The organism is Pseudomonas sp. MWU16-30323 (assembly GCF_020515595.1).
Lineage (GTDB): Bacteria > Pseudomonadota > Gammaproteobacteria > Pseudomonadales > Pseudomonadaceae > Aquipseudomonas > Aquipseudomonas yamanorum.
This window is the reverse complement of sequence record NZ_JAIWYM010000001.1, coordinates 365,082-385,641: the sequence shown is the minus strand read 5'-3', so window position 1 is coordinate 385,641 and position 20,560 is coordinate 365,082. Positions and strand designations below refer to the sequence as shown.

Sequence of the window (20,560 nt, the reverse complement as noted above, 5' to 3'; positions counted from 1 at the left end):
AGTGCAGATGCCAGCTCTTTACGTGATGATCCCGGCGGCGCTGTTGATCGTGGCCATCGCCATTTACATCTTCTTCTGGGCGGTGGACAGCGGCCAGTATGACGACCTCGATGGCCCGGCCCACAGTGTGCTGTTCGACGACCAGGACCCGAATCACCTGGCCGCCGTCGACGAAGCCAACGGCCCTGAGCAACCGCCCAAGCCCAAGGACCCGCCCCATGCTTGAACTGGCGCCCCTGCTGGTCTCGGCGGTGATCCTCGGCCTGCTGGGCGGCGGCCATTGCCTGGGCATGTGCGGCGGCCTGATGGGCGCGCTGACCCTGGCGATTCCCAAGGAGCAACGCAGTCGGCGCTTTCGCCTGCTGTTGGCCTATAACCTGGGACGCATCCTCAGCTACGCCACCGCCGGCCTGTTGATCGGCTTGGCCGGCTGGGCCGTGGCCAATAGCCCGGCGGCGATGTTCATGCGCATCCTCGCCGGGCTGTTGCTGATTTGCATGGGTTTGTACCTGGCCGGCTGGTGGAGCGGCCTGACCCGTATCGAAAGCCTCGGTCGCGGCCTGTGGCGGCATATCCAGCCGATCGCCAACCGTTTGCTGCCGGTGTCCAGCCTGCCCCGGGCGTTACTGCTGGGTGCGCTCTGGGGCTGGCTGCCGTGCGGGTTGGTCTACAGCACCCTGCTGTGGGCAGCCAGCCAGGGCAATGCGCTGGACAGTGCAGTGCTGATGCTCGCCTTCGGCCTCGGCACCTGGCCGGTGCTGCTGGCCACGGGGTTAGCCGCTGATCGAGTAACAGCGTTGTTACGTAAACGTAGCGTGCGGATGACGGGAGGCCTGTTGGTCATCCTGTTCGGCGTCTGGACCTTGCCCGGGCCGCACCAGCACTGGCTAATGGGCCATTAAAAGGCCATGTGGCATAGCGCCGCTCCCCGTTGATGCAAATCAAGATGGCCTCTGCCCCCAGCCCCTAGACTCGGCCCACTAGCCAATCCGGGGGAACGCCCGCATGCTCGACGCCATTCGTTGGGACACTGATCTGATTCACCGCTACGACCTGGCGGGGCCGCGCTACACCTCGTACCCCACCGCCGTACAATTCGACAGCCAGGTCGGCACCTTCGACCTGCTCCACGCCCTGCGTGACAGTCGCAAGGCCACACGGCCATTGTCGCTGTATGTGCATGTGCCGTTCTGCGCGAATATTTGTTACTACTGCGCCTGCAACAAGGTCATCACCAAGGACCGTGGACGGGCCCACGCCTATCTGCAACGCCTGGAGCAGGAAATCCAACTGGTGGCCTGCCACCTCGACCCCAGGCAGCCAGTGGAGCAACTGCACTTTGGCGGCGGCACCCCGACCTTTCTCAGCCACGACGAACTGCGTCAGCTCATGGGCCGGCTGCGCCAGCACTTCAACCTGCTGGACGATGATTCCGGCGACTACGGGATCGAAATCGACCCACGGGAGGCCGACTGGGCGACCATGGGCCTGCTGCGTGAGCTGGGGTTCAACCGCGTCAGTATTGGCGTGCAGGACCTGGACCCCGAAGTGCAGCGTGCGGTGAACCGCCTGCAAAGCCTGGAAGAAACCCGCGCAGTGATCGATGCAGCGCGCACCCTGCAGTTTCGTTCGATCAATATCGACCTGATCTACGGCCTGCCCAAGCAGACACCGCTGAATTTTGCGCGCACGGTGGAGGAAGTGATCAGCCTGCAACCGGACCGCCTCTCGGTGTTCAACTACGCACACCTGCCGGAACGTTTCATGCCCCAACGGCGGATCAACACCGCAGACCTGCCGACCCCGGCGGAAAAGCTGCTGATGCTGCAAACCACCATCGAACAATTGACCCAGGCCGGCTACCGCTACATCGGCATGGACCACTTTGCCCTGCCGGACGACGAACTGGCCGTTGCTCAGGAGGAAGGCAGGCTGCAACGCAACTTCCAGGGCTACACCACCCACGGGCATTGCGATTTGATCGGGCTTGGGGTGTCGGCAATCAGCCAGATTGGCGACCTGTACTGCCAGAACAGCAGCGACCTGAACCACTACCAGAACGCCCTGGCCGGCGCGCAACTGGCCACCAGTCGTGGGCTGTTGTGCACCACGGATGATCGGTTACGACGGGAAGTGATTCAGCAGTTGATCTGCAATTTCAGCCTGGCATTCGAGAAGATCGAACAGGCCTTCAACATTGATTTTCGTGGCTATTTCGATGAGCTGTGGCCACAACTGGAGGCAATGGCCGAGGACGGGCTGATCGAACTCGACCCACTAGGCATCCGCGTATTGCCGGCTGGACGCCTGCTGGTGCGCTCGGTGTGCATGGTGTTCGATGCCTACCTCGAACACCAGAACCGGCAGCGCTTCTCCAGGGTCATCTGAGTGTTACTTCGCCATCAGGCTCATCGCTTCCATCTGAGCCTGAGGCGGCTCGTCTTTCAGGACTTTGGACAATTGCGTCTGGGCCGTCATCAAGCCGGCCTGGATGGTCGCCACGTCGCCCTGCAAACCGGCCACCTTGGCCTGGCGCGCCTCGGGGCTCAGGGAGGTGTCAGCCATGGCCGCAGAGAGTTCGGCCATCTTCTCGGCCAGCTGCTTTCTCAATTCGCGGATCATCTTCAACAGCTGCTTGGCGCTGTCACTCAGGCTGCTTTCATCAATATCGCTATTGGAGGATTTCGCTGCCGAGGCCATGCCCATCCCCGCACCGGAAATGACCACCTTCACGCCCTCAGTGACCGCAGGCTCGGCAGCCTTGGTTTCCAGAGCCGGCGCCTTGGCAGCGGCTTCTTTTTCCTTGGCTGCATCAGCAGCCTTCCAAACGGCCACTGCGGCCACGTTGATAAGCGGGTTTTGGACAGTGCTGACTGACATGATCTGAGCTCCAGCTCATAGAGAGACATCTATGTATCGACGCCGATACATAAACCTTTATATCGCTGCTGCTTTTTTGTACACGCTGGCCTGATCGTCCCCCAGTGCGGTACCCTTACGTCTTATGTGTGTTTTCCCACAAGGATTTAAGAAATGTCCGAGCCAGTTAAACTGCGCGCTCATAGCCAGGCTCATTGCAAGGATTGCAGCCTGGCGCCCCTCTGCCTGCCACTTTCGTTGAATCTGGAAGACATGGAAGCGCTGGACGAGATCGTTAAACGCGGTCGCCCACTGAAAAAAGGCGAGTTCCTGTTTCGCCAGGGCGACAAGTTTGACTCCGTTTATGCAGTACGTTCTGGCGCGTTGAAAACCTTCAGCCTGAGCGATGGCGGTGAAGAGCAGATCACCGGCTTCCACCTGCCCAGCGAACTGGTGGGACTGTCGGGCATGGACACTGAGATTCATCCGGTATCGGCCCAGGCCCTGGAAACCACGTCCGTCTGTGAAATTCCGTTCGAGCGCCTGGATGAACTGGCCCTGCAGCTACCGCAATTGCGTCGCCAGTTGATGCGCGTGATGAGCCGGGAAATCCGCGACGACCAGCAAATGATGCTGCTCTTGTCGAAGAAAACCGCGGACGAGCGGATCGCTACCTTCCTGGTCAACCTCTCCGCGCGTTTCCGTGCGCGGGGTTTCTCGGCCAATCAGTTCCGCCTGAGCATGTCGCGCAACGAAATCGGCAACTACCTGGGCCTGGCGGTGGAAACCGTGTCCCGGGTATTCACCCGCTTCCAGCAGAACGAGCTGATTGCCGCTGAAGGCAAGGAAGTGCATATCCTCGACCCGATCCAGCTCTGCGCCCTCGCTGGCGGTTCGCTCGACGGTTGATCCAGACGCTTGCGGCCGCGCCAATCGGCTGGGCCGCAGGTATACTTCGAGTCCGTTTTCCTCCCCAGGACTCCTCGACGATGGTCTTCGATTCGTTCGACATCAAATCCCTGATTCGCCCAGTCATCGACTTCCCCAAGCCTGGGGTGATCTTTCGCGATATCACGCCGCTGTTCCAGTCGCCCAAGGCTTTGCGCCTGGTGGCCGATACCTTCGTACACCGCTACGTCGAAGCCGACTTCACCCACATTGGCGCGATGGATGCCCGGGGCTTCTTGATCGGTTCGATCATTGCCTATCAGTTGAACAAACCGCTGATCCTGTTCCGCAAGCAAGGCAAATTGCCGGCTGACGTACTGGCCGAGGGTTACCAGACCGAGTACGGCGAGGCTTTCCTGGAAGTGCACGCCGACAGCCTGTGTGAAGGTGACTCGGTGCTGATGTTCGATGACTTGATTGCCACCGGCGGCACGCTGATCGCGGCGGCCAACCTGGCCCGGCGCATGGGCGCACGGATTTTCGAAGCGGCGGCGATCATCGATCTGCCGGAGCTGGGTGGTTCCCAGCGCCTGGAAGACATGGGTATTCCTACCTTCTGCCTGACGCAGTTTGCCCTGACAGACCAATAACCCGGGATTCGTGTGGCGAGGGAGCTTGTGTGGCAGGGAGCTTGTGTGGCGAGGGAGCTTGCTTCCGCTGGAGTGCGCAGCGCTCCCAAAGATCTTGGGGCCGCTACGCAGCCCAGCGGGAGCAAGCTCCCTCGCCACAACTCCCTCGCCACAAAAGCCCTTTCTACAAGCCCATCTGCTTGCTGATGATTTCGTTCATCACTTCCCGAGTCCCGCCACCGATGGACAGGATGCGGTTGTCGCGATACAGCCGCTCCACCAGGTTGCCGCGCATGTACCCCTGGCCGCCGAGGATCTGCACGGCATCAAAGGTCACGCGGTCGGCGGTATCGGTGGCGAGGTTCTTGGCCATGGAAATCTCCTTGATCACACTCTTGCCCGCGGCCATCTTGGCGGCCTGGCGGTAGGTGAACTCCCGGGAGACTTCCACCGCCGTGGCCATTTCCGCCAAGCGATGCTTGAGCACCTGGAACTTGCCAATGGGTTTGCCGAAGGCCTCGCGCTGGGCCGCCCACTTGAGGCTTTCTTCCAGGGCCATCTGCGCAGTCATGTTGGCCATCAAGGCCAGGGCCAGCCGCTCGCTCTGGAAGTTGCCCATGATGCAGGCGAAGCCCATGTTCTCGACGCCGATCAGATTGCCGGCCGGTACGCGGCAATCGTCGAAGAACAGTTCGGCAGTGTCCGACGCCCACCAGCCCATTTTCTTCAGCGGTGTACCGGTGGTGAAACCAGGCGTGCCCTTTTCGATCAACAACAGGCTGATACCGGCAAAGCCCGGCCCACCGGTGCGTACCGCGACGGTGTAGACGTCGGCGCGCTGGCCGCTGGTGATAAAGGTTTTGCTGCCGCTGACCCGGTAATGGTCGCCGTCACGCACGGCGCGGGTTTGCAGGTTGGCGACATCAGAGCCACCACCGGGCTCGGTGACGGCCAGGGCGGCGATCTTCTCGCCGCACAACACCTGTGGCGCGACACGATCGCGCACTTCAGGCCGGGCCCATTTGACGATGGGTGGCAAGCCGATATCCAGTGAGCCCAACCCCGCCACCACACCGCCGGAGCCGCAGCGCATCAGCTCTTCGCTGGCCGCGACCTTGGCGAACAGGTCACCTTCATGACTGCCGCCAAGGGCTTCGGGGTAACCGATTCCCAGGATCCCCGCCGCACCGGCCTTGAGGTACAACTCCCGGGGGAAGCTTTCGGCCTCCTCCCACTGCTCGATGCCCGGCAACATCTCGCGCTCGACGAAACGGCGCACGCTGTCGCGGACCAATTGGTGGCTGGGGTCGAAGTATTCCTGATAGGCAGACATCGGCAAGCTCCACGGGAAGGTGAAGCGAACTTACCAAGCGCTTGCTTGGTTATCAAGACTCAGGGCAAGCCTGTCGACGATCTGACAAACAGTAGAAATCAAATGTGGGAGCTGGCTTGCCTGCGATAGCATCACCTCGGTTTAACTGAAAGACCGAGTTGTCTGCATCGCAGGCAAGCCAGCTCCCACATAAAGCCCAGCTCCCACATGTTGTTCTGCGGTGTTTGCTACAGAGCGATCGGCTTACGCCCGGCAAACGAGTGCGCCAAGGTCCCGCCATCCACCAGTTCCAGCTCGCCACCCAGCGGCACACCGTGGGCGATACGCGAGGTGATCAGGCCTTTGTTGGTCAGCAACTGCGCGATGTAATGGGCCGTCGCTTCGCCTTCCACCGTAGGGTTGGTGGCCAGGATCACCTCGACGAAGGTGCCCTGCTCCTCGATCCGCGTCACCAGTTGCGGAATACCGATAGCTTCCGGCCCCAGGCCGTCCAGCGGCGACAGATGGCCCTTGAGCACAAAGTAGCGCCCGCGGTAACCGGTCTGCTCCACCGCGTACACGTCCATCGGGCCTTCCACTACGCACAGCAGCGTGTCGTCGCGACGCGGGTCGGCGCATTGCGGGCAGAGTTCTTCCTCGGTCAGGGTGCGGCACTGGCGGCAGTGGCCTACCCCTTCCATGGCCTGGCTCAGGGCCTGGGCCAGTCGGGAGCCGCCGCTGCGATCACGCTCCAGCAGTTGCAGCGCCATGCGCTGGGCGGTTTTCTGGCCCACGCCCGGCAAAGTGCGCAGCGCGTCGATCAGTTGACGAATCAGGGGGCTGAAGCTCATGGGGAAAGGTCCGACAAAACAACGAGACGCGGTTTATACCCGCGCCCCGGATTAGCGTCAAATGCTCAATCTTGTGCGACGTGCACCACCAACTTGCCGAAGTTGCGCCCCTCCAGCAAACCGATAAAGGCTTCAGGCGCCTGCTCCAGGCCTTCAACGACGTCCTCGCGGAACTTGATCTTGCCATCCCGCACCCACGGCGCCATGGCGCTGAGGAATTCCGGCTGACGGTCGCCGTAGTCGTCGAACACGATAAAGCCCTGAATGCGCACGCGCTTGGTCAACAGGGTGCGTTGCAGCGCCGGCAGACGGTCGGGACCGCTGGGGGCTTCATGGGCGTTGTAGCCGGCGATCAGGCCGCACAAGGGAATGCGCGCCTTGGCGTTCAGCAGCGGCACGACCGCATCGAATACCTTGCCGCCGACGTTTTCAAAGTAGATGTCGATACCCTTGGGACACGCCTGGGCAAGTTCCTCGGCAAAGTTTTCGCTCTTGTGATCGACACAGGCATCAAAGCCCAACTCGTCCACCACATAGCGGCACTTCTCGGCACCACCCGCCACACCGACCACCCGCAGGCCCTTGATCTTTGCCACCTGGCCGACCACCGAGCCCACCGCGCCGGACGCGGCCGCCACTACCAGGGTTTCCCCGGACTTGGGTTGGCCGATATCCATAAGGCCCATGTAAGCGGTCATGCCGGGCATACCCAGCACGCCCAAGGCCATGGACGGACTCGCCAGCCCCTTCGGCACCGGTATCAGGTTGCGGCCATCGGAGATGCTGTGGTTCTGCCAGCCGGTGGAACCGACCACCAGGTCACCCACTTCGAACTTGGGGTTGCGGGACTGTTCGATTCGGCTGACAGCGCCACCAGTCATCACCTCGTCGATTTCCACCGGCGCGGCGTAGGACGGCGCATCACTCATGCGCCCGCGCATGTAGGGATCGAGCGACAGGTAAAGGGTTTTCAGCAGGACCTGGCCGTCGACCAGTTCCGGCAGCGCGACGCGCTCCAGGCGAAAGTTTTCCGGCACCGGTGCGCCGTGGGGGCGAGAGACCAGCACGATGCGCTGGTTGAGGGTCAATGCTTCGGTCATCAGCGAGGCTCCTTCTATCGGTGATTGAATTCAACGGTATAGGGTGCAGACAGCATTCAAGCGTTACGCGTTCGATCAGCTTACCCCACAAAAAAAATGCCAGGCACAAGGCCTGGCATTTTCGGTGCTGCGCTGGCCGATCAGAACGGCAGCTTCATACCCGGTGGCAGTTGCATGCCAGCGGTCACGCCGGACATCTTGTCCTGGCTGTTGGCTTCGATCTTGCGCACGGCGTCGTTGACGGCCGCGGCAAACAGCGCTTCGAGCATTTCCAGGTCGTCTTCGCCTACGCCTGGCAATACGCTTGGGTCGATGCTCACGCGCTTGATGTCGTGACGACCGGTCATCACCACACTGACCATATCGCCACCGGCTTTACCGGTGACTTCGGCGTTGGCCAGTTCTTCCTGCATCTTGGCCATTTTTTCCTGCATCTGCTGTGCCTGCTTCATCAGGCCGGCCATGCCACCTTTCATCATGGGAATCACCTCAAAAGTACGTGGATCAATGATTGGCCCCGGCTTATGACGCCTGAACCGGGGCTTCTACAGGTTCAATAGTATCGTGCCGCACCACCGCGCCAAACTGCTCCATCATCTGCTGGATGAGCGGATCACCGTGGATCGACGCTTCAGCCTCGCGCTGGCGGTTGACCCGGCGGCGGGACGCCGCCTGGGCCGGGGTTTCCTGCTCGGGCTTGATCAGCTCGATGCTGATGGTCAATGTGCGCCCGTGGAACTGGTTCAGGGCATCGTTGAGCCGGCGTTGCTGGGTCGCGTTGAACAGGGCGCTGTGGGCCGGGTCCAGGTGCAACAACCAATGGTCGCCATCCACGGCAATCAGTGTGCAGTTGGCGGCGATGCTGCCGGTCATGCCGGAGATCGGCAGTTTCGGGAACAGCTCCAGCCATTGCAACGCCAAGCCGGTGGCCGGCATGGCAGCGGGTTCAGGTTCAGGCTCCGGGGCAGGCTCGGCGGTGTGTTCGCTGGCCAGGTCGTCCAGGTAGCTGTAGGCCGAATCCATGTCTGGCTCGATGTAGTCTTCGTCCAGCGGCGGTTCGTCGTCGAGGTCGGTGCCCGGGGTGGCGGCGTCCACTTGCGCGACAGTCGGCTCCGGCACCGGGGCCGAAACCCACTCGGGGGCGTCCGGCACTACGCTGTCCGGGGTCGGCGCGGGCATGGGGGTCAGTTCAGGCTGCTCACTGGTGGTTTCCAGCACCGGCTCGACGGCAGGCTGCAGCTCGGCCTCGGCTTCTACCGGGTCGTTCCACGGCAGGTCGACTTCAGCCACGGGCACAGGCTCGATCACCGGCTCAGGCACGACCACAGGCGCCACCGGCTCAGCGACCACCGGGGTCGGCGCCGGAGCAACAGGCGCAGGCGGCGCAACCACTGGCGCGACAACAGCCGGGCCAGCCACTGGTTTGGCGGAATCAACTGTGGCCTGGCTGATCCCCACTGGCTTTAGCGGCTGTCTCGGTGCGTCCGCCGTGTCGGCGGGCCTGAAGGCCAGCATTCGCAGCAGGACCATTTCGAAGCCGCCGCGCGGGTCCGGTGCCAGCGGCAAGTCACGCCGGCCAATCAGGCCCATCTGGTAGTAGAACTGCACATCTTCGGCCGGCAACGCCTGGGCCAGGGCCAACACGCGGTCGCGGTCGCCGTGGCCGTTGTCGACACCTTCAGGCAGGGCCTGGGCGATGGCGACGCGGTGCAGCACATTAAGGATTTCCGAGAGCACGCCATTCCAGTCCGGGCCTTGCTCGGACAGGTGGCGCACGGCTTCGAGCAATGCCTTGGCGTCGCCTTCGATCAGCGCGTGCAGCACATCGAACACTTGGCCGTGGTCGAGAGTGCCGAGCATCGCCCGTACGTCGGCGGCCATGACCTTGCCTTCACCAAAGGCGATGGCCTGGTCGGTGAGGCTCATGGCGTCGCGCATCGAGCCGTCGGCGGCGCGACCCAGCAACCACAGCGCGTCGTCTTCGAAGGGTACGTTCTCGACGCCCAGCACGTGGGTCAAATGCTCGACCACGCGCTCCGGAGTCATGTTTTTCAGGGAGAACTGCAGGCACCGCGACAGAATCGTTGCAGGAAGTTTCTGCGGGTCGGTGGTGGCCAGGATGAATTTGACGTAGGGCGGCGGCTCTTCCAGGGTTTTCAACAGGGCGTTGAAAGAGTGGCTGGACAGCATGTGCACTTCGTCGATCAGGTAGACCTTGAAGCGGCCACGGCTGGGCGCGTACTGCACGTTGTCGAGCAGCTCGCGGGTGTCTTCGACCTTGGTACGGCTCGCGGCGTCGATCTCGATCAGGTCGACAAAGCGCCCCTCGTCGATTTCCCGGCACACCGAGCAGGTACCGCACGGCGTCGAGGTGATGCCGGTTTCACAGTTCAGGCACTTGGCGATGATGCGGGCAATGGTGGTCTTGCCCACACCGCGGGTACCGGTGAACAGGTAGGCGTGGTGCAGCCGTTGGCTGTCCAAGGCATTGATCAGAGCCTTGAGCACATGGGTCTGGCCGACCATTTCGCGGAACGAGCGCGGACGCCATTTACGTGCAAGAACCTGATAACTCATCGAAAACCGTCGCAACTGGGAAGCGGAAGCGGGTAATGCTAGCGGAGCAAGGGGGAAATTGCATCCGGCATGCTCGTCTAATCTGACTAAGCTGGTCTAACCAAGCCTGTAAAAGGCTGAACCCGGAGAGTTTATGCGCGCAGTCCTGGGCACCTTGTGGATGATTGCCACGGTCAGCCTGGCGGCCCCCGCACCTCTGCGTTTCTCCATTTCCGACAGCTGGACCATGCCCATGGTGCAACTCGATCAGGGCCAGCCGACCCAAGGGATTTTGTATGACCTGATGTTGAGCCTGGCCACCCAGGTCGGCCGCCCTGCAAAATTCCATGTGCTGCCCCGTGCGCGCATCGATACCGCCATGGAACGCGGGGATGTGGATGTGCGCTGCTACGTCACGCCGGCGTGGCTGAACAACCTGTCCGGTGATTTCACCTGGAGCATTCCACTGCTGGTGCAACGCAATGTGCTGGTCACCGCGCACGTGCCGCCGCTGTCAGTGGCGCTGGACAGCCTTGCCCCGCAACATATCGGCACGGTACTCGGCTATAGCTACCCGACCCTGGAGGCACGCTTCGCCAGCGGCCAGTTCAGCCGCGAAGACAGCCGCAGTGAAGAGCAAGTGCTGCAAAAGCTGGTGGCCGGACGTTTCAAGTATGCGGTGATCAACGAATGGATCCTCGACCGCTTCAACCAGCAATTACCGCCCACAGAACGCCTGCATACGGTGGCCGTGATCGAGGAGCAAAGCCTGGGGTGCTATGTGCGTAACGACCCGCAGGTGCCGGGGCAGCAGATCCTGCGCACGTTGCTGCGGATGAAAATGTCTGGGGAGATTGATGAAATCATCCAGCTGTATATCGGGAACAGCGCACCCTCCCCTTAAGATCACCTGATTTACCTTGTGGCGAGGGAGCTTGCTCCCGCTGGGCTGCGTAGCGGCCCCAAGATCTTTGGGAGCGCTGCGCACTCCAGCGGGAGCAAGCTCCCTCGCCACAGTAAGCTCCCTAGCCACAGCAAGCTCCCTCGCCACAGTAAACTTCACTCGAGCTTTTGCCACTGCGGCGGCGGTGCAAATCCTTCGACCCAACCCGGTACGTCTTCCGCCGGCATCGGCCGGGCGATGAAATAGCCCTGGGCCACTTCGCAGCCCATGCGCATCAACAACTGGCCATGCTCCAGGGTTTCCAGGCCTTCGGCGATCACTTCGCGGCCAAACGCACGGGCCAGGCCGATCACCGCCTTGGTCAACGCCAGGTCGTCCTTGTCGTGCAGGATGTCCCGCACAAACGACTTGTCGATCTTGATGGTCTGGGTCGGCAGGCGCTTGAGGTAACTCAGGGAGGAATAGCCCGTGCCAAAGTCATCCAGGGAGAACTGCACGCCCAGCGCCTGGCAGGCTTGCAGGTGCTGGGTGACGCGCTGGATATGATCGATGGCCACCGACTCGGCGATTTCCAGGTCCAGCCGGTGCGGCTCCACCTCGGGCCATTGCTCCAGCAACTCTTGCAGCCGCTCGACAAAATCCTCCCGCTGGAAATGCCGTGCCGCGATATTCACGCTCACCGACCACCCGTGCCCATGGGCCTGCCAGTGATGCATTTGCGCCAACACCTGGGCGATCACCCATTCGCCAATGTCGACAATCAGGTCGGTCTGCTCGATCAGCGGCAGGAAATCCCCCGGCGCCACCAGGCCACGCTCGGGGTGCTGCCAGCGCAACAACGCCTCGAACCCCACCACCGTGCCGCAGCGCAGATTGACCTTGGGTTGGTAATGCAGGCACAACTGGCCCGCCGCCAACGCCTGGCGAATCTGCTGCACGGTCTGGTGGCTGGCCTTGACCTCCTGCTCCAGGGACACATCAAACAACTGGTAACGGTTGCGCCCGCTCTGCTTGGCCACGTACATCGCCTGGTCGGCATGGCGCAGCAGGGTGTCGGCGTCCTCGTCATCCAGGGGAAACAGCGTGACGCCGATGCTGGCGAACACGTTCAGCTCGGCCCCCTGGATCGAGTACGGCTCGGAGATCGCCTTGAGAATGCGCAGCAAGGCGGCGTTCAGCTCGTCGATATCACGCACGTAACGCAGGATCAGGACAAATTCGTCACCGGCCAGCCGGGCGACCACGTCCTCGCCGCGAATGATCTCCCGCAAGCGCGTGGCCACTTCCACCAACAACAAATCACCGCAGGCATGCCCGTAACCATCGTTGACCGCCTTGAAGCCGTCCAGGTCGAGCATGCACAGCGCCAGCGGGATGTCTTCGTTGCGGGAGAATTCCAGGGACTGGTTCAACAACTCGGACAGATAGGCACGGTTCGGCAAGCCGGTCAGCACGTCGTGGCCGACCCGCCATTGCAGGGTGTGCAACAACTGGCGCTTTTCGCTGACATCAAAGCGGATCGACACGTACTTCTGCACCCGCCCCGTCGTCTCATCAATCAGCGGCACCATGGTGCTGTCTACCCAATACAGGGTTCCATCCTTGGCCCGGTTGCAGATTTCCCCACGCCACACCCGGCCTTCGCTGATGGCTTGCCACATGCCCTGGAAGAACCCCGCAGGGTGCAGTCCCGAGCTAAGAATGCGGTGGTTTTGCCCCAGCAACTCGTCACGCCCGTAGCCGGACATGCCGCAGAACTGGTCATTGACGTAAGTGATGCGGCCCGCCAGGTCTGTCTCGGAGAAAATGGCGGCTGCATCCACGGCCCTGCGGTATTTCTCGTCCATGAGTCAGGCTCACTGTGGCTAGCGGTTGAACCGCTCGACCAGGGCGCGCAACCCGGAAGAGATGCTTTCGAGTTCCCTGCCACGGGTGACTGCAGCGTTGGCATTGCCCGCTGTCTTTTGCACCGTGGCGGCGACGTTATTGATCTGTTGTGAAACTTCCTCGGCGACGTGGGATTGTTCCTGGGAGGCAGCAGCCATTTGCTGACTCATGTCGGTAATACGTTCCACCGCATGGCGAATGCCCTGCAACGCCTGCTGGGCCTCAAGCACCTGCTGCACGCCCTGCTCGGCTTCGTGAATGCCCAGGCTCGCGATCTCGACCGCCTCGTCAGCGCCGGCCCGCAGGTTCTGGATAATGCCCTGGATCTGCTGGGTCGACTCGCGGGTCTTGCCCGCCAGTGCACGCACCTCGTCGGCCACCACGGCAAAGCCGCGGCCCTGCTCACCGGCGCGGGCCGCTTCAATGGCCGCGTTGAGGGCCAGCAGGTTGGTCTGGTCGGCGATCGCCTGGATCATGCTCGCGGCCACCTGGATTTGCTGGGTCTGCCCGGCCAGGTTGCCCACCGCCTGGTTGATCTGGGTGACGGTGCCGGCCAGCAACTGGATCGCCTCACGGGACGTGCCGGCCACCTGGCTGCCTTGCTCGGCGAGGGTGTTGGCGGTGTGGGCTTCACTGGCGGTTTGTTGCACGTGCACCGCCACTTCGGCGATGGACGCAGCCATTTCGGTCATGGCGGCGGCAGTCATGTCGGTCTCGGCGCGTTGCTCCAGCAGCGCCGATTCGGTGGTGCTCGACAGCACGCTGGAGTGGGCAGCGGCTTCGGCCATCTGGTTGGCCAGGTCACTGAGGCGCGTCAGGGCGGTCTTAAGCCGCGCTTCTTCGCTGATCAGGATCATTTCCAGCTGCGCGGTCGGCCCCAGCGCATCGCTGTAGGTCATGGCGCTGATAGGGTCGGAAAAGGTATTGGGCGTGTTCTGCACAATCCGCTTGAGCTGTAGCCCCAAGCGTTGATGGGCCCAGATACCGACACCGAGAAACAGGCCAACGGTCACCGCCTGCCCCCACACACCCGGAACCCATTGGAAGGCGACGACGCTGGCAGCCGCGGCCGCCAATGGTAAAGCCAGGGGCTGAGCCATGGACGCCAGGCGCCGCACCGGCGCGACCGCCGCACCACCGGCCTGCAAACGCGCGTACAACGCTTCGGCGCGCCGTACCTGTTCGCGGGTGGGCTTGACCCGCACCGACTCGTAGCCCGTCAGCCGCCCGTTTTCGAGAATCGGCGTCACATAGGCGCTGACCCAATAATAGTTGCCGTTCTTGCAGCGGTTCTTCACCACGCCCATCCAGCTCTGCCCGGCCTTGAGGTAGCTCCACATCAGTTGGAAAACGGCGGCCGGCATGTCCGGGTGGCGCACCAGATTGTGGGTGCTGCCGATCAGCTCGGCCTGGGTAAAGCCGCTCATCGCGGCAAACTCGGCATTGCAGTAGGTAATATGGCTGTTGACGTCAGTCGCGGAAATTAGCCGTTGCTGCTCCCCAAAAGTCTGTTCAACAGCAGTGACCGGCAAATTGAGACGCACGTTAAAGCTCCATGGACAGCATTCGATCGCCCTCTCGACCACCGGGTAGGCAGGACAGGCGGATTCGTATTTCCAGTCGGGCTGCGCCGTCGATCGGCTGGTTGGCCGCAACGGACGCAAACCCACGATTTTGCACAGCAATTCATCATCCATTCAGTGATGATCAACTAGGCTTGAATTCGGGTATCCAGCACGTGAGGCGCAATGAAGCGTGGCACTGACGAGCGACGTTTCAGTCCCTGCCAAGCGTCCGTTTTGTGGGCACATTTATGAGAGTAAGGAGAGAGCAATGATTTCCTGTTTCATAAACCTGCCTTCTGAAACGAGACCACCAAATACTTGTCCTAGATGCCGATTCTACGAATTACATCACATTTTGCAAGAAAAGGTGATGGTACATGCGGTTGTCTAATTTTAAGATTTATCGTTAAGTTCTTGATTCTAAATGGGAATTGAGCGATGCACATTTCAAGTTTGGGTCCAGCCATCAGACGTTACCGCAAGGTCGCAGGGCTTACTCAGGCTGAACTAGGTGAAAAAACCGGTTTTGACCCTAAAACCATCAGCCGCTTCGAAACCGGCACCTATACACCCAGCGTCGAGGCTCTGTTCTTGTTCGCAGAGGCGCTGGGAGTGAAGCTGAAAGTCTTTTTCGCAGACCTGGTCGACGAAGAGGAACAGCGCGCTTATCTGTTCGGTGTCATTCATAAAGCCACCCCGAAGGATCTGGGAAAGCTGATCGCAGCGGTAGACCAGGCCTTGTCCAAGCCTTAGAGCTCGCAACACCAGTGCACGCAATAAGAAGAGCAGACAGCCAGACTGTCTGCTCTTTGCTTGATGACTCCTGACATGAACTGACAGGACAGCCCCTTAGACTTGGGGCTGAGCCGCGCCATTGCTGCGCACTACCAGGGAGTCATCATGAATAGCATTGCCCATTACTTTTTGTTGTACGTCGACAGCCCGGCCACCAGCGCCAACCTTTACAGCCGTTTGCTGGACAAGCCCCCGGTTGAGCTGGGGCCGACCTTCGCGCTGTTCGTTCTCGACAATGGGGTGAAACTCGGCCTGTGGTCGCGCCACACCGTGGAGCCTGCGGCCCAAGCCACGGTCGGCGGTAGCGAGGTGGGTTTCTGCGTCGCTGATATCGCAGCGGTCGACGAGCTGTACACGCGCTGGGGGCAACTCGAGATGAGCATCATCCAGTCACCGGTCGAGGCGGACTTCGGCTACACCTTTGTCGCCCAGGACCCCGACGGTCACCGCCTGCGGGTGTTCACCGTGACCCCGTAACGGCTTGCGGCGCCAGCGCCCTTCCAGGCTGATGGCGCCGACACTGGCCAGCACGATCAGGCCTCCCAGCACGACCCGCATCGAAACCTGCTCGCCCAGCAGCGTGGCAGCCATCACCATTGCCACCGGCGGCACCAGGTACAACGCCACTGAAGCGCGACTGACCTCGACATGCCGCAACACATAGGCCCAGGCCAGGTAGGCCATGGCGCTGGGGAACACGCCGAGCAACAACACCGCCCAGTTGGCCTGGGTTGATGATTGCGCCACCACCGCCGGCAAACCCGGCAAATAGACACACAGCAGCAAGGTGCCCGACCACACCGTGTAGCACACCGTGGTCAGCGAGCTATAGCGCCGGGAATAGTGTTTCTGGATAGTGAAGTAAAGGCTCCATGCCAGCGCCGCCACCAGGATCATCAAGCCACGGGGATCAATCTTGCCCAGGCCATGCTCGCCCCAGATCACTACCAGCACCCCGCTCAAACCCAGCAACACGCAACCCCAGCGCCAGCCGGTTACCCGCTCCTTCAAGCCGAAAAACGCCACCAGCACCGTAAACAGCGGAACCGACTGCGCCAGCACACTGGAGGCGGCGGCCGTGACAAATTGCTGGCCGAAATTGATCGTCAGGTGGTGCAGGAAAATCCCGAAGAACCCCAGCACCAGCAGCCACGGCAGGTCCCGCAACCGTGGGCGCTCGATCTTCGCCATCAGCGCCACACCGGCCATCAACACCGAAGCAATCAGAAACCGCCCCAAGGCCAATTGGCCTGGGCTGTAACTGTGCAAGGCCATATGCACACCAATCGGCGAATACGCCCAACAGAGGATGACGCTGGCAGTGACTAGCGTAAGCTTTACGGGTGACGGGGCATTCATGAACGGCGTCCAGCAGTGGGAATGCCGTCAGTCTTGGCCCCGGCACGGCGCAGGACAATTAACCGTTTCTGACTTCTGTAATCACTGGAACTGAGCGATGGAACTGGCCCAACTGAAAATGGTGAAAGCCGTGGCGCAAACCGGCAGCGTGGCCCAGGCCGCCCTGCAACTGCACTGCGTGCCGTCCAACATCACCACGCGCATCAAGCAACTGGAAAGCGAGTTGGGTACCCCGCTGTTCATTCGGGCCGGGCGCGGGTTGGCGATCAGTGCGGCCGGGGAAGTGTTTCTCGACTACTGCGAGCGCATCCTGGCACTGGTGGAAGAGTCCAAGCGCGCCGTCGACAGCAACGCGATTCCCCGCGGCAAGCTGCGCATCGGCGCGGTGGAGTCCAGCGCCAGTGGCCGCCTGCCGCCGTTGTTGGCTGAATACCATCGGCGCTATCCACAGGTGGAATTGGAATTGGTGACCGGCGCCTGGGCGCAGTTACTCGATGACTTGCAACATCACCGCATCGATGCCGCGCTGGTGGCCGCCGGCGGCAAACGCCCGAAGCTCGAGCAAAGCGTGGTCTACAGCGAGCGCCTGGTGCTGATCACCAGCGCCTCCAGTGCGCCCATCGAGGACGCCCGGGACCTGGCCGGCCGTACGCTGCTGGTGTGGCCGCCCGGCTGCCCGTATCGCGCCGCCCTGGAAAACTGGCTCAAGCCCCACGACATCAAGCCGGCCATCGCGAGTTATGCCAGCTGGGGCACGATCATTGGCTGCGTCAGCGCGGGGATTGGCGTGGCACTGGCGCCGGAAGGCATCCTGGCGCGCTACGAGCAGGCCAACCAATTGACGTCCTACCGCTTCGACGAATTGGCTGCGGTGGATAACCTGCTGTTCTGGCACAAAGACACCCAACGCCACCTGGCGCGGGATGCCTTTGCGGGGCTGTTGCGGGAGACATTCGGCTAACCCGTTGCAACATGTTTCAGTTATCCTCCCGCGAAATTAATTCAAATTGTAAGGGACTACCATGAATTACTTCCGCCTGTTGCTGGCGGCGGCCGCCCTGAGCCTGCCTGTCGCCCCCGCCATTGCTGCCGCCAAGCCGGCTACCGTTGAAGCCACTGCACCCGCCGAAGCACCCGAAACCGCCGAGCACTTTCTGGGCTCTCTCAAACAGAAGACCGGCACCGTCACCCTGCCCGGCGGCATCGCAACCCTCAAACTCAACGACGAGTTCTACTACCTCGACCCCACAGACACCGAGCGCCTGCTGACCGATGGCTGGGGCAACCCACCGGGCTTCAAGACCCTGGGCATGATCGTGCCGAAAGCCGTCAGCCCGCTGTCGGAGCGCGGTTGGGGCGTGATCGTCAGCTACAAGGCCGACGGGCACATTTCTGACGAAGACGCCGCGAAAATCGACTACACCGAACTGCTCAAGCAAATGCAGGAAGAAGACGTCGAAGACAACAAGGAGCGCCAGAAACAAGGGTACGCCGGCCTGCACCTGCTGGGCTGGGCCGAGCCACCGCACTACGACGACACCACCCACAAGATGTACTGGGCCCGTGAGCTGAAAGCCGACGACGCCAAGCAGACCACCCTCAACTACAGCATCCGCGTGCTGGGCCGTGAAGGCGTGCTGGAACTCAACGCCGTCGCCGCCATGGCAGACCTGACCACCATCAAGCAGGAGTTGCCCAAGGTCCTGGCCTTTACCAACTTCACCGATGGCAACCTGTACACCGACTTCAACCCGAAGACCGACAAACTCGCGACCTATGGCCTTGCCGCACTGGTTGCCGGCGGGATCGCGGCCAAGGCCGGGCTGTTCGCCAAGATCGGCATCTTCCTGCTGGCGGCGAAGAAATTCCTGGTGGTGGGCGTCGTCGCGCTGTTTGCCGTTATCCGCAAGCTGTTCAACCGTAACAAGGCCTGAATACTGAGAGAAGTAAGGCGGGACGCGGAGCGTCCCAGGCTGCATTCCTACGCTGAGCGAGGGAACGATCAAGTTGCGGGCGTAAAAAAGCCGCGGCGTGCCTGGCACACCGCGGCGCGGGGAACAGCTTCAGCCTTTAGGGGCCAGCCTGGCGTATTGGTCCTGGCTGATCCAGCCCTTGGAAGAGCGGCCTTCGCCATTGATGAACTCGACCTGGGCCCAGCCATCCTTGAACGCCAGAACCGCGACCACATCGTCCTTGACCACGTAGGCACGATGACTGGCCTTGGCGTCCGGGGTCTTCTGCAGAAAGGCCTTGTCGGCCGAGACGGTCACCAGGCCAATCCACTTCTTGGCAGCAGTCTGGGTCAGGTCCAGGCCGGTGGCAATTTCCGGCATCAACACATTGATGCAGCCGGGATGTTCGCGACCCTTCTCCACCGTCAACGTCACGCCGTCCGAGGAGGCCGCAACGGTTCCCGGATAGGCCGCATCCAGCCACGTGGACACCGACGCCTTCGCGCCGTCGACCTTGCCCTGCAGGAAGAACGTGCACGTGCGGGTCACGCCTTCGCCCATCTCTTCAGCATAAAAACCTTCTACCTGATGCTCAGGCGTCACGGCCAACATCAACCCTTCGTACTTGCCAGAATGCAACGTAGCGGCAAAGGCCGGCGATCCCGCCGCAACACACACGAAAGAGGCAACCAACAATCGGGACAGGCAACGTTTGAACCGCATTCTATTTTTTCCCTTCAAGTGCTTCGTAGGCTTTTTTGATTCGATGGTCATAGTCGCCATAATCCTTGCCGTTATAGTTCAGCGCCATGGCGGCGTAATCCTTGTTCTTCATGGCTTTGATCAGGGCCGGGCTCTGACTGCAAAAACCGAGGAAGGCCTTGAGTTGATGCCCGGCATTAATCTTCATGGCCACCACAAACTCAAACACCGTTTTATAACCACAGGCCGTGAAGTTGGAGCCCATTATCTGAAACATGCCCCAGGAGGCCGACTTCAAGGCCGCTTCCTGATCCAGCGCAAAGGCCGTGGCCATGGTTTCCCAGGCCTTGGTCTGGTCCTTGTTGTTGGCCTTCCACTGGGGGCCGGCTTTTTGCACGTAGGGGTACGACAACAGCGGGTGGGTCTGATCGTATTTACTCTTGGTGTACTTGCGAAAATGGTGCCCTTCAAAGGCGATCACCGGCAACTTGGCCGCGCCGAACCCGGAGCGCCCGCCCGACTCCACCGTGGCGAAGGCCTTGATGATATTGACTGAAATGCCGTTACCCAACTGGGTTGCGGCGTTCTGAAAGTCCGTGTCCGTCAGCGTCGTACCGCCGTCGCACGTGGCCTGGAGCATCATCTGCCGGTTACGCCGCTCGGCCTCGATCATTGCCCGCATGCGGTCCAGGTAATGGTTGACCGTCGCCTGGACCATGTCGGAACTGGTGTTGCCGAACACATTCAGGAAGGTCGGAATGCGCAGGGCCGGATTCGGCTTGACCGGCACCTTCACCGCCTCTTCGATCAGGCTATTGAACGTGCGCCCGGTGGGGTCGATCACGCCATCGGGATGGGCGTATTTGAGGTGGCGGAACTGATATTGGCTGATGCACTGCACCAACTGGCCGTCGCACTTGCCGTTTTCAGCCAGAGGGAAACCCAACTTGGGAATGATCAAGTTGAACAAATACTGGATGCACTGAACGTCGGCGGGCAAGTTGCGGGCTTTGCCCGGCGCACCGACGGAAGCGCTGATGAGAGTAGGCAACCCTTGCAGGCTTTTCATTACTGACATCCTTGTTAGTTGAGGTGAATGAGCCATAAAGCGCCATCACTTTAATATCATCCATGCGTCATCGACATATCTTGAAATATGTGACTGGCGCAAACTAGCAAGGAGGTTTTTGGTTGTCCAGCG

The 20,560-nt window shown here is 61.3% G+C and carries 21 protein-coding genes; 10 read left to right on the top strand and 11 right to left on the bottom strand.

Annotated elements, in window-relative coordinates; all coding sequences use genetic code 11:
* The first annotated feature begins 7 nt into the window (after positions 1 to 7).
* The 3 genes from ccoS (at position 8) to hemN (ending at position 2,388) form a co-directional block, all read left to right on the top strand.
* Entirely contained in the window at positions 8 to 226 is a 219-nt protein-coding gene (gene ccoS, locus LIY45_RS01800) for a cbb3-type cytochrome oxidase assembly protein CcoS (RefSeq protein ID WP_003219033.1), read from the top strand.
* Entirely contained in the window at positions 219 to 902 is a 684-nt protein-coding gene (locus LIY45_RS01795) for a sulfite exporter TauE/SafE family protein (RefSeq protein WP_017477178.1), read from the top strand. Before ccoS ends, LIY45_RS01795 begins: the two co-directional genes overlap by 8 nt.
* Before the next feature lie 103 nt (positions 903 to 1,005).
* Positions 1,006 to 2,388, top strand: a complete 1,383-nt coding sequence (gene hemN / locus LIY45_RS01790) for an oxygen-independent coproporphyrinogen III oxidase (protein WP_226475119.1) — start codon at positions 1,006 to 1,008, stop codon at positions 2,386 to 2,388.
* 3 nt (positions 2,389 to 2,391) lie between these two features.
* On the opposite strand, the gene LIY45_RS01785 is transcribed toward hemN, so the two are convergent.
* Positions 2,392 to 2,880, bottom strand: coding sequence for a hypothetical protein (locus LIY45_RS01785; RefSeq protein ID WP_226475118.1), 489 nt, complete (start codon positions 2,878 to 2,880; stop codon positions 2,392 to 2,394).
* Between the two features lie 153 nt (positions 2,881 to 3,033).
* Between LIY45_RS01785 and fnr the strand changes: the two genes are divergently transcribed.
* Complete coding sequence (gene fnr, locus LIY45_RS01780; protein WP_003219044.1) at positions 3,034 to 3,768, top strand: fumarate/nitrate reduction transcriptional regulator Fnr; 735 nt, start codon at positions 3,034 to 3,036, stop codon at positions 3,766 to 3,768.
* A gap of 80 nt (positions 3,769 to 3,848) precedes the next feature.
* Positions 3,849 to 4,397, top strand: coding sequence for an adenine phosphoribosyltransferase (locus LIY45_RS01775; protein ID WP_076017210.1), 549 nt, complete (start codon positions 3,849 to 3,851; stop codon positions 4,395 to 4,397).
* Positions 4,398 to 4,560: 163 nt separating this feature from the next.
* Here the strand turns inward: LIY45_RS01775 and LIY45_RS01770 are convergent, their stop codons facing one another.
* The 5 genes from LIY45_RS01770 to dnaX form a co-directional block, all read right to left on the bottom strand.
* Positions 4,561 to 5,709 carry an acyl-CoA dehydrogenase family protein gene (locus tag LIY45_RS01770; protein ID WP_226475117.1) on the bottom strand — a complete coding sequence of 383 codons (1,149 nt, stop codon included), beginning with the start codon at positions 5,707 to 5,709 and terminating at the stop codon, positions 4,561 to 4,563.
* 227 nt (positions 5,710 to 5,936) lie between these two features.
* Positions 5,937 to 6,539, bottom strand: a complete 603-nt coding sequence (gene recR, locus LIY45_RS01765) for a recombination mediator RecR (RefSeq protein WP_003219049.1) — start codon at positions 6,537 to 6,539, stop codon at positions 5,937 to 5,939.
* Between the two features lie 65 nt (positions 6,540 to 6,604).
* A complete protein-coding gene (locus tag LIY45_RS01760) occupies positions 6,605 to 7,639 on the bottom strand; it encodes an NADP-dependent oxidoreductase (protein WP_226475116.1) in 1,035 nt (344 codons plus the stop codon).
* Positions 7,640 to 7,779: 140 nt separating this feature from the next.
* On the bottom strand, positions 7,780 to 8,118 hold the full coding sequence (locus LIY45_RS01755) for a YbaB/EbfC family nucleoid-associated protein (RefSeq protein ID WP_003193199.1): 339 nt from the start codon (positions 8,116 to 8,118) through the stop codon (positions 7,780 to 7,782).
* A 43-nt stretch (positions 8,119 to 8,161) separates the two neighbouring features.
* Entirely contained in the window at positions 8,162 to 10,216 is a 2,055-nt protein-coding gene (dnaX, locus tag LIY45_RS01750; protein ID WP_226475115.1) for a DNA polymerase III subunit gamma/tau, read from the bottom strand.
* 133 nt (positions 10,217 to 10,349) lie between these two features.
* Between dnaX and LIY45_RS01745 the strand changes: the two genes are divergently transcribed.
* Positions 10,350 to 11,099 carry a transporter substrate-binding domain-containing protein gene (locus LIY45_RS01745; RefSeq protein ID WP_226475114.1) on the top strand — a complete coding sequence of 250 codons (750 nt, stop codon included), beginning with the start codon at positions 10,350 to 10,352 and terminating at the stop codon, positions 11,097 to 11,099.
* Between the two features lie 155 nt (positions 11,100 to 11,254).
* Here LIY45_RS01745 and LIY45_RS01740 read toward each other — a convergent pair whose 3' ends face one another.
* Both LIY45_RS01740 and LIY45_RS01735 read right to left on the bottom strand, forming a co-directional pair.
* Positions 11,255 to 12,946 carry an EAL domain-containing protein gene (locus LIY45_RS01740; RefSeq protein WP_226475113.1) on the bottom strand — a complete coding sequence of 564 codons (1,692 nt, stop codon included), beginning with the start codon at positions 12,944 to 12,946 and terminating at the stop codon, positions 11,255 to 11,257.
* 18 nt (positions 12,947 to 12,964) lie between these two features.
* On the bottom strand, positions 12,965 to 14,530 hold the full coding sequence (locus tag LIY45_RS01735) for a PAS domain-containing methyl-accepting chemotaxis protein (protein ID WP_226475112.1): 1,566 nt from the start codon (positions 14,528 to 14,530) through the stop codon (positions 12,965 to 12,967).
* 459 nt (positions 14,531 to 14,989) lie between these two features.
* Here LIY45_RS01735 and LIY45_RS01730 point away from each other — a divergent pair, with 459 nt between their 5' ends.
* Both LIY45_RS01730 and LIY45_RS01725 read left to right on the top strand, forming a co-directional pair.
* Complete coding sequence (locus LIY45_RS01730; RefSeq protein WP_003219061.1) at positions 14,990 to 15,304, top strand: helix-turn-helix transcriptional regulator; 315 nt, start codon at positions 14,990 to 14,992, stop codon at positions 15,302 to 15,304.
* Between the two features lie 147 nt (positions 15,305 to 15,451).
* The gene (locus tag LIY45_RS01725; protein ID WP_226475111.1) at positions 15,452 to 15,823 is read left to right on the top strand and encodes a VOC family protein; all 372 of its coding nucleotides are present in this window, start codon (positions 15,452 to 15,454) and stop codon (positions 15,821 to 15,823) included.
* Here the strand turns inward: LIY45_RS01725 and LIY45_RS01720 are convergent.
* Positions 15,737 to 16,705, bottom strand: a complete 969-nt coding sequence (locus LIY45_RS01720; protein WP_226475110.1) for a DMT family transporter — start codon at positions 16,703 to 16,705, stop codon at positions 15,737 to 15,739. The two genes, LIY45_RS01725 and LIY45_RS01720, sit on opposite strands and share 87 nt — an antisense overlap.
* A 97-nt stretch (positions 16,706 to 16,802) precedes the next feature.
* Here LIY45_RS01720 and LIY45_RS01715 point away from each other — a divergent pair, with 97 nt between their 5' ends.
* Both LIY45_RS01715 and LIY45_RS01710 read left to right on the top strand, forming a co-directional pair.
* Positions 16,803 to 17,666, top strand: coding sequence for a LysR substrate-binding domain-containing protein (locus LIY45_RS01715; RefSeq protein WP_003219067.1), 864 nt, complete (start codon positions 16,803 to 16,805; stop codon positions 17,664 to 17,666).
* A 61-nt stretch (positions 17,667 to 17,727) separates the two neighbouring features.
* Positions 17,728 to 18,639 (top strand): DUF2167 domain-containing protein, encoded by a 912-nt coding sequence (locus LIY45_RS01710; RefSeq protein WP_226475109.1) that lies wholly within the window; start codon positions 17,728 to 17,730, stop codon positions 18,637 to 18,639.
* Positions 18,640 to 18,768: 129 nt separating this feature from the next.
* On the opposite strand, the gene LIY45_RS01705 is transcribed toward LIY45_RS01710, so the two are convergent.
* Positions 18,769 to 19,380, bottom strand: a complete 612-nt coding sequence (locus LIY45_RS01705; RefSeq protein ID WP_226475108.1) for a hypothetical protein — start codon at positions 19,378 to 19,380, stop codon at positions 18,769 to 18,771.
* A 1-nt stretch (position 19,381) separates the two neighbouring features.
* Positions 19,382 to 20,428 carry an N-acetylmuramidase family protein gene (locus tag LIY45_RS01700; RefSeq protein WP_226475107.1) on the bottom strand — a complete coding sequence of 349 codons (1,047 nt, stop codon included), beginning with the start codon at positions 20,426 to 20,428 and terminating at the stop codon, positions 19,382 to 19,384.
* Between the last annotated feature and the right edge of the window lie 132 nt (positions 20,429 to 20,560).

Coding starts and splice junctions, on each gene's coding strand:
- LIY45_RS01760 (WP_226475116.1), bottom strand. CDS start 7,639: ATGACCGAAGCATTGACCCTCAACCAGCGCATCGTGCTGGTCTCTCGC.
- LIY45_RS01775 (WP_076017210.1), top strand. CDS start 3,849: ATGGTCTTCGATTCGTTCGACATCAAATCCCTGATTCGCCCAGTCATC.
- dnaX (WP_226475115.1), bottom strand. CDS start 10,216: ATGAGTTATCAGGTTCTTGCACGTAAATGGCGTCCGCGCTCGTTCCGC.
- LIY45_RS01795 (WP_017477178.1), top strand. CDS start 219: ATGCTTGAACTGGCGCCCCTGCTGGTCTCGGCGGTGATCCTCGGCCTG.
- LIY45_RS01785 (WP_226475118.1), bottom strand. CDS start 2,880: ATGTCAGTCAGCACTGTCCAAAACCCGCTTATCAACGTGGCCGCAGTG.
- LIY45_RS01705 (WP_226475108.1), bottom strand. CDS start 19,380: ATGCGGTTCAAACGTTGCCTGTCCCGATTGTTGGTTGCCTCTTTCGTG.
- recR (WP_003219049.1), bottom strand. CDS start 6,539: ATGAGCTTCAGCCCCCTGATTCGTCAACTGATCGACGCGCTGCGCACT.
- LIY45_RS01745 (WP_226475114.1), top strand. CDS start 10,350: ATGCGCGCAGTCCTGGGCACCTTGTGGATGATTGCCACGGTCAGCCTG.
- ccoS (WP_003219033.1), top strand. CDS start 8: ATGCCAGCTCTTTACGTGATGATCCCGGCGGCGCTGTTGATCGTGGCC.
- LIY45_RS01740 (WP_226475113.1), bottom strand. CDS start 12,946: ATGGACGAGAAATACCGCAGGGCCGTGGATGCAGCCGCCATTTTCTCC.
- fnr (WP_003219044.1), top strand. CDS start 3,034: ATGTCCGAGCCAGTTAAACTGCGCGCTCATAGCCAGGCTCATTGCAAG.
- LIY45_RS01730 (WP_003219061.1), top strand. CDS start 14,990: ATGCACATTTCAAGTTTGGGTCCAGCCATCAGACGTTACCGCAAGGTC.
- LIY45_RS01715 (WP_003219067.1), top strand. CDS start 16,803: ATGGAACTGGCCCAACTGAAAATGGTGAAAGCCGTGGCGCAAACCGGC.
- LIY45_RS01720 (WP_226475110.1), bottom strand. CDS start 16,705: ATGAATGCCCCGTCACCCGTAAAGCTTACGCTAGTCACTGCCAGCGTC.
- hemN (WP_226475119.1), top strand. CDS start 1,006: ATGCTCGACGCCATTCGTTGGGACACTGATCTGATTCACCGCTACGAC.
- LIY45_RS01725 (WP_226475111.1), top strand. CDS start 15,452: ATGAATAGCATTGCCCATTACTTTTTGTTGTACGTCGACAGCCCGGCC.
- LIY45_RS01755 (WP_003193199.1), bottom strand. CDS start 8,118: ATGATGAAAGGTGGCATGGCCGGCCTGATGAAGCAGGCACAGCAGATG.
- LIY45_RS01700 (WP_226475107.1), bottom strand. CDS start 20,428: ATGAAAAGCCTGCAAGGGTTGCCTACTCTCATCAGCGCTTCCGTCGGT.
- LIY45_RS01710 (WP_226475109.1), top strand. CDS start 17,728: ATGAATTACTTCCGCCTGTTGCTGGCGGCGGCCGCCCTGAGCCTGCCT.
- LIY45_RS01770 (WP_226475117.1), bottom strand. CDS start 5,709: ATGTCTGCCTATCAGGAATACTTCGACCCCAGCCACCAATTGGTCCGC.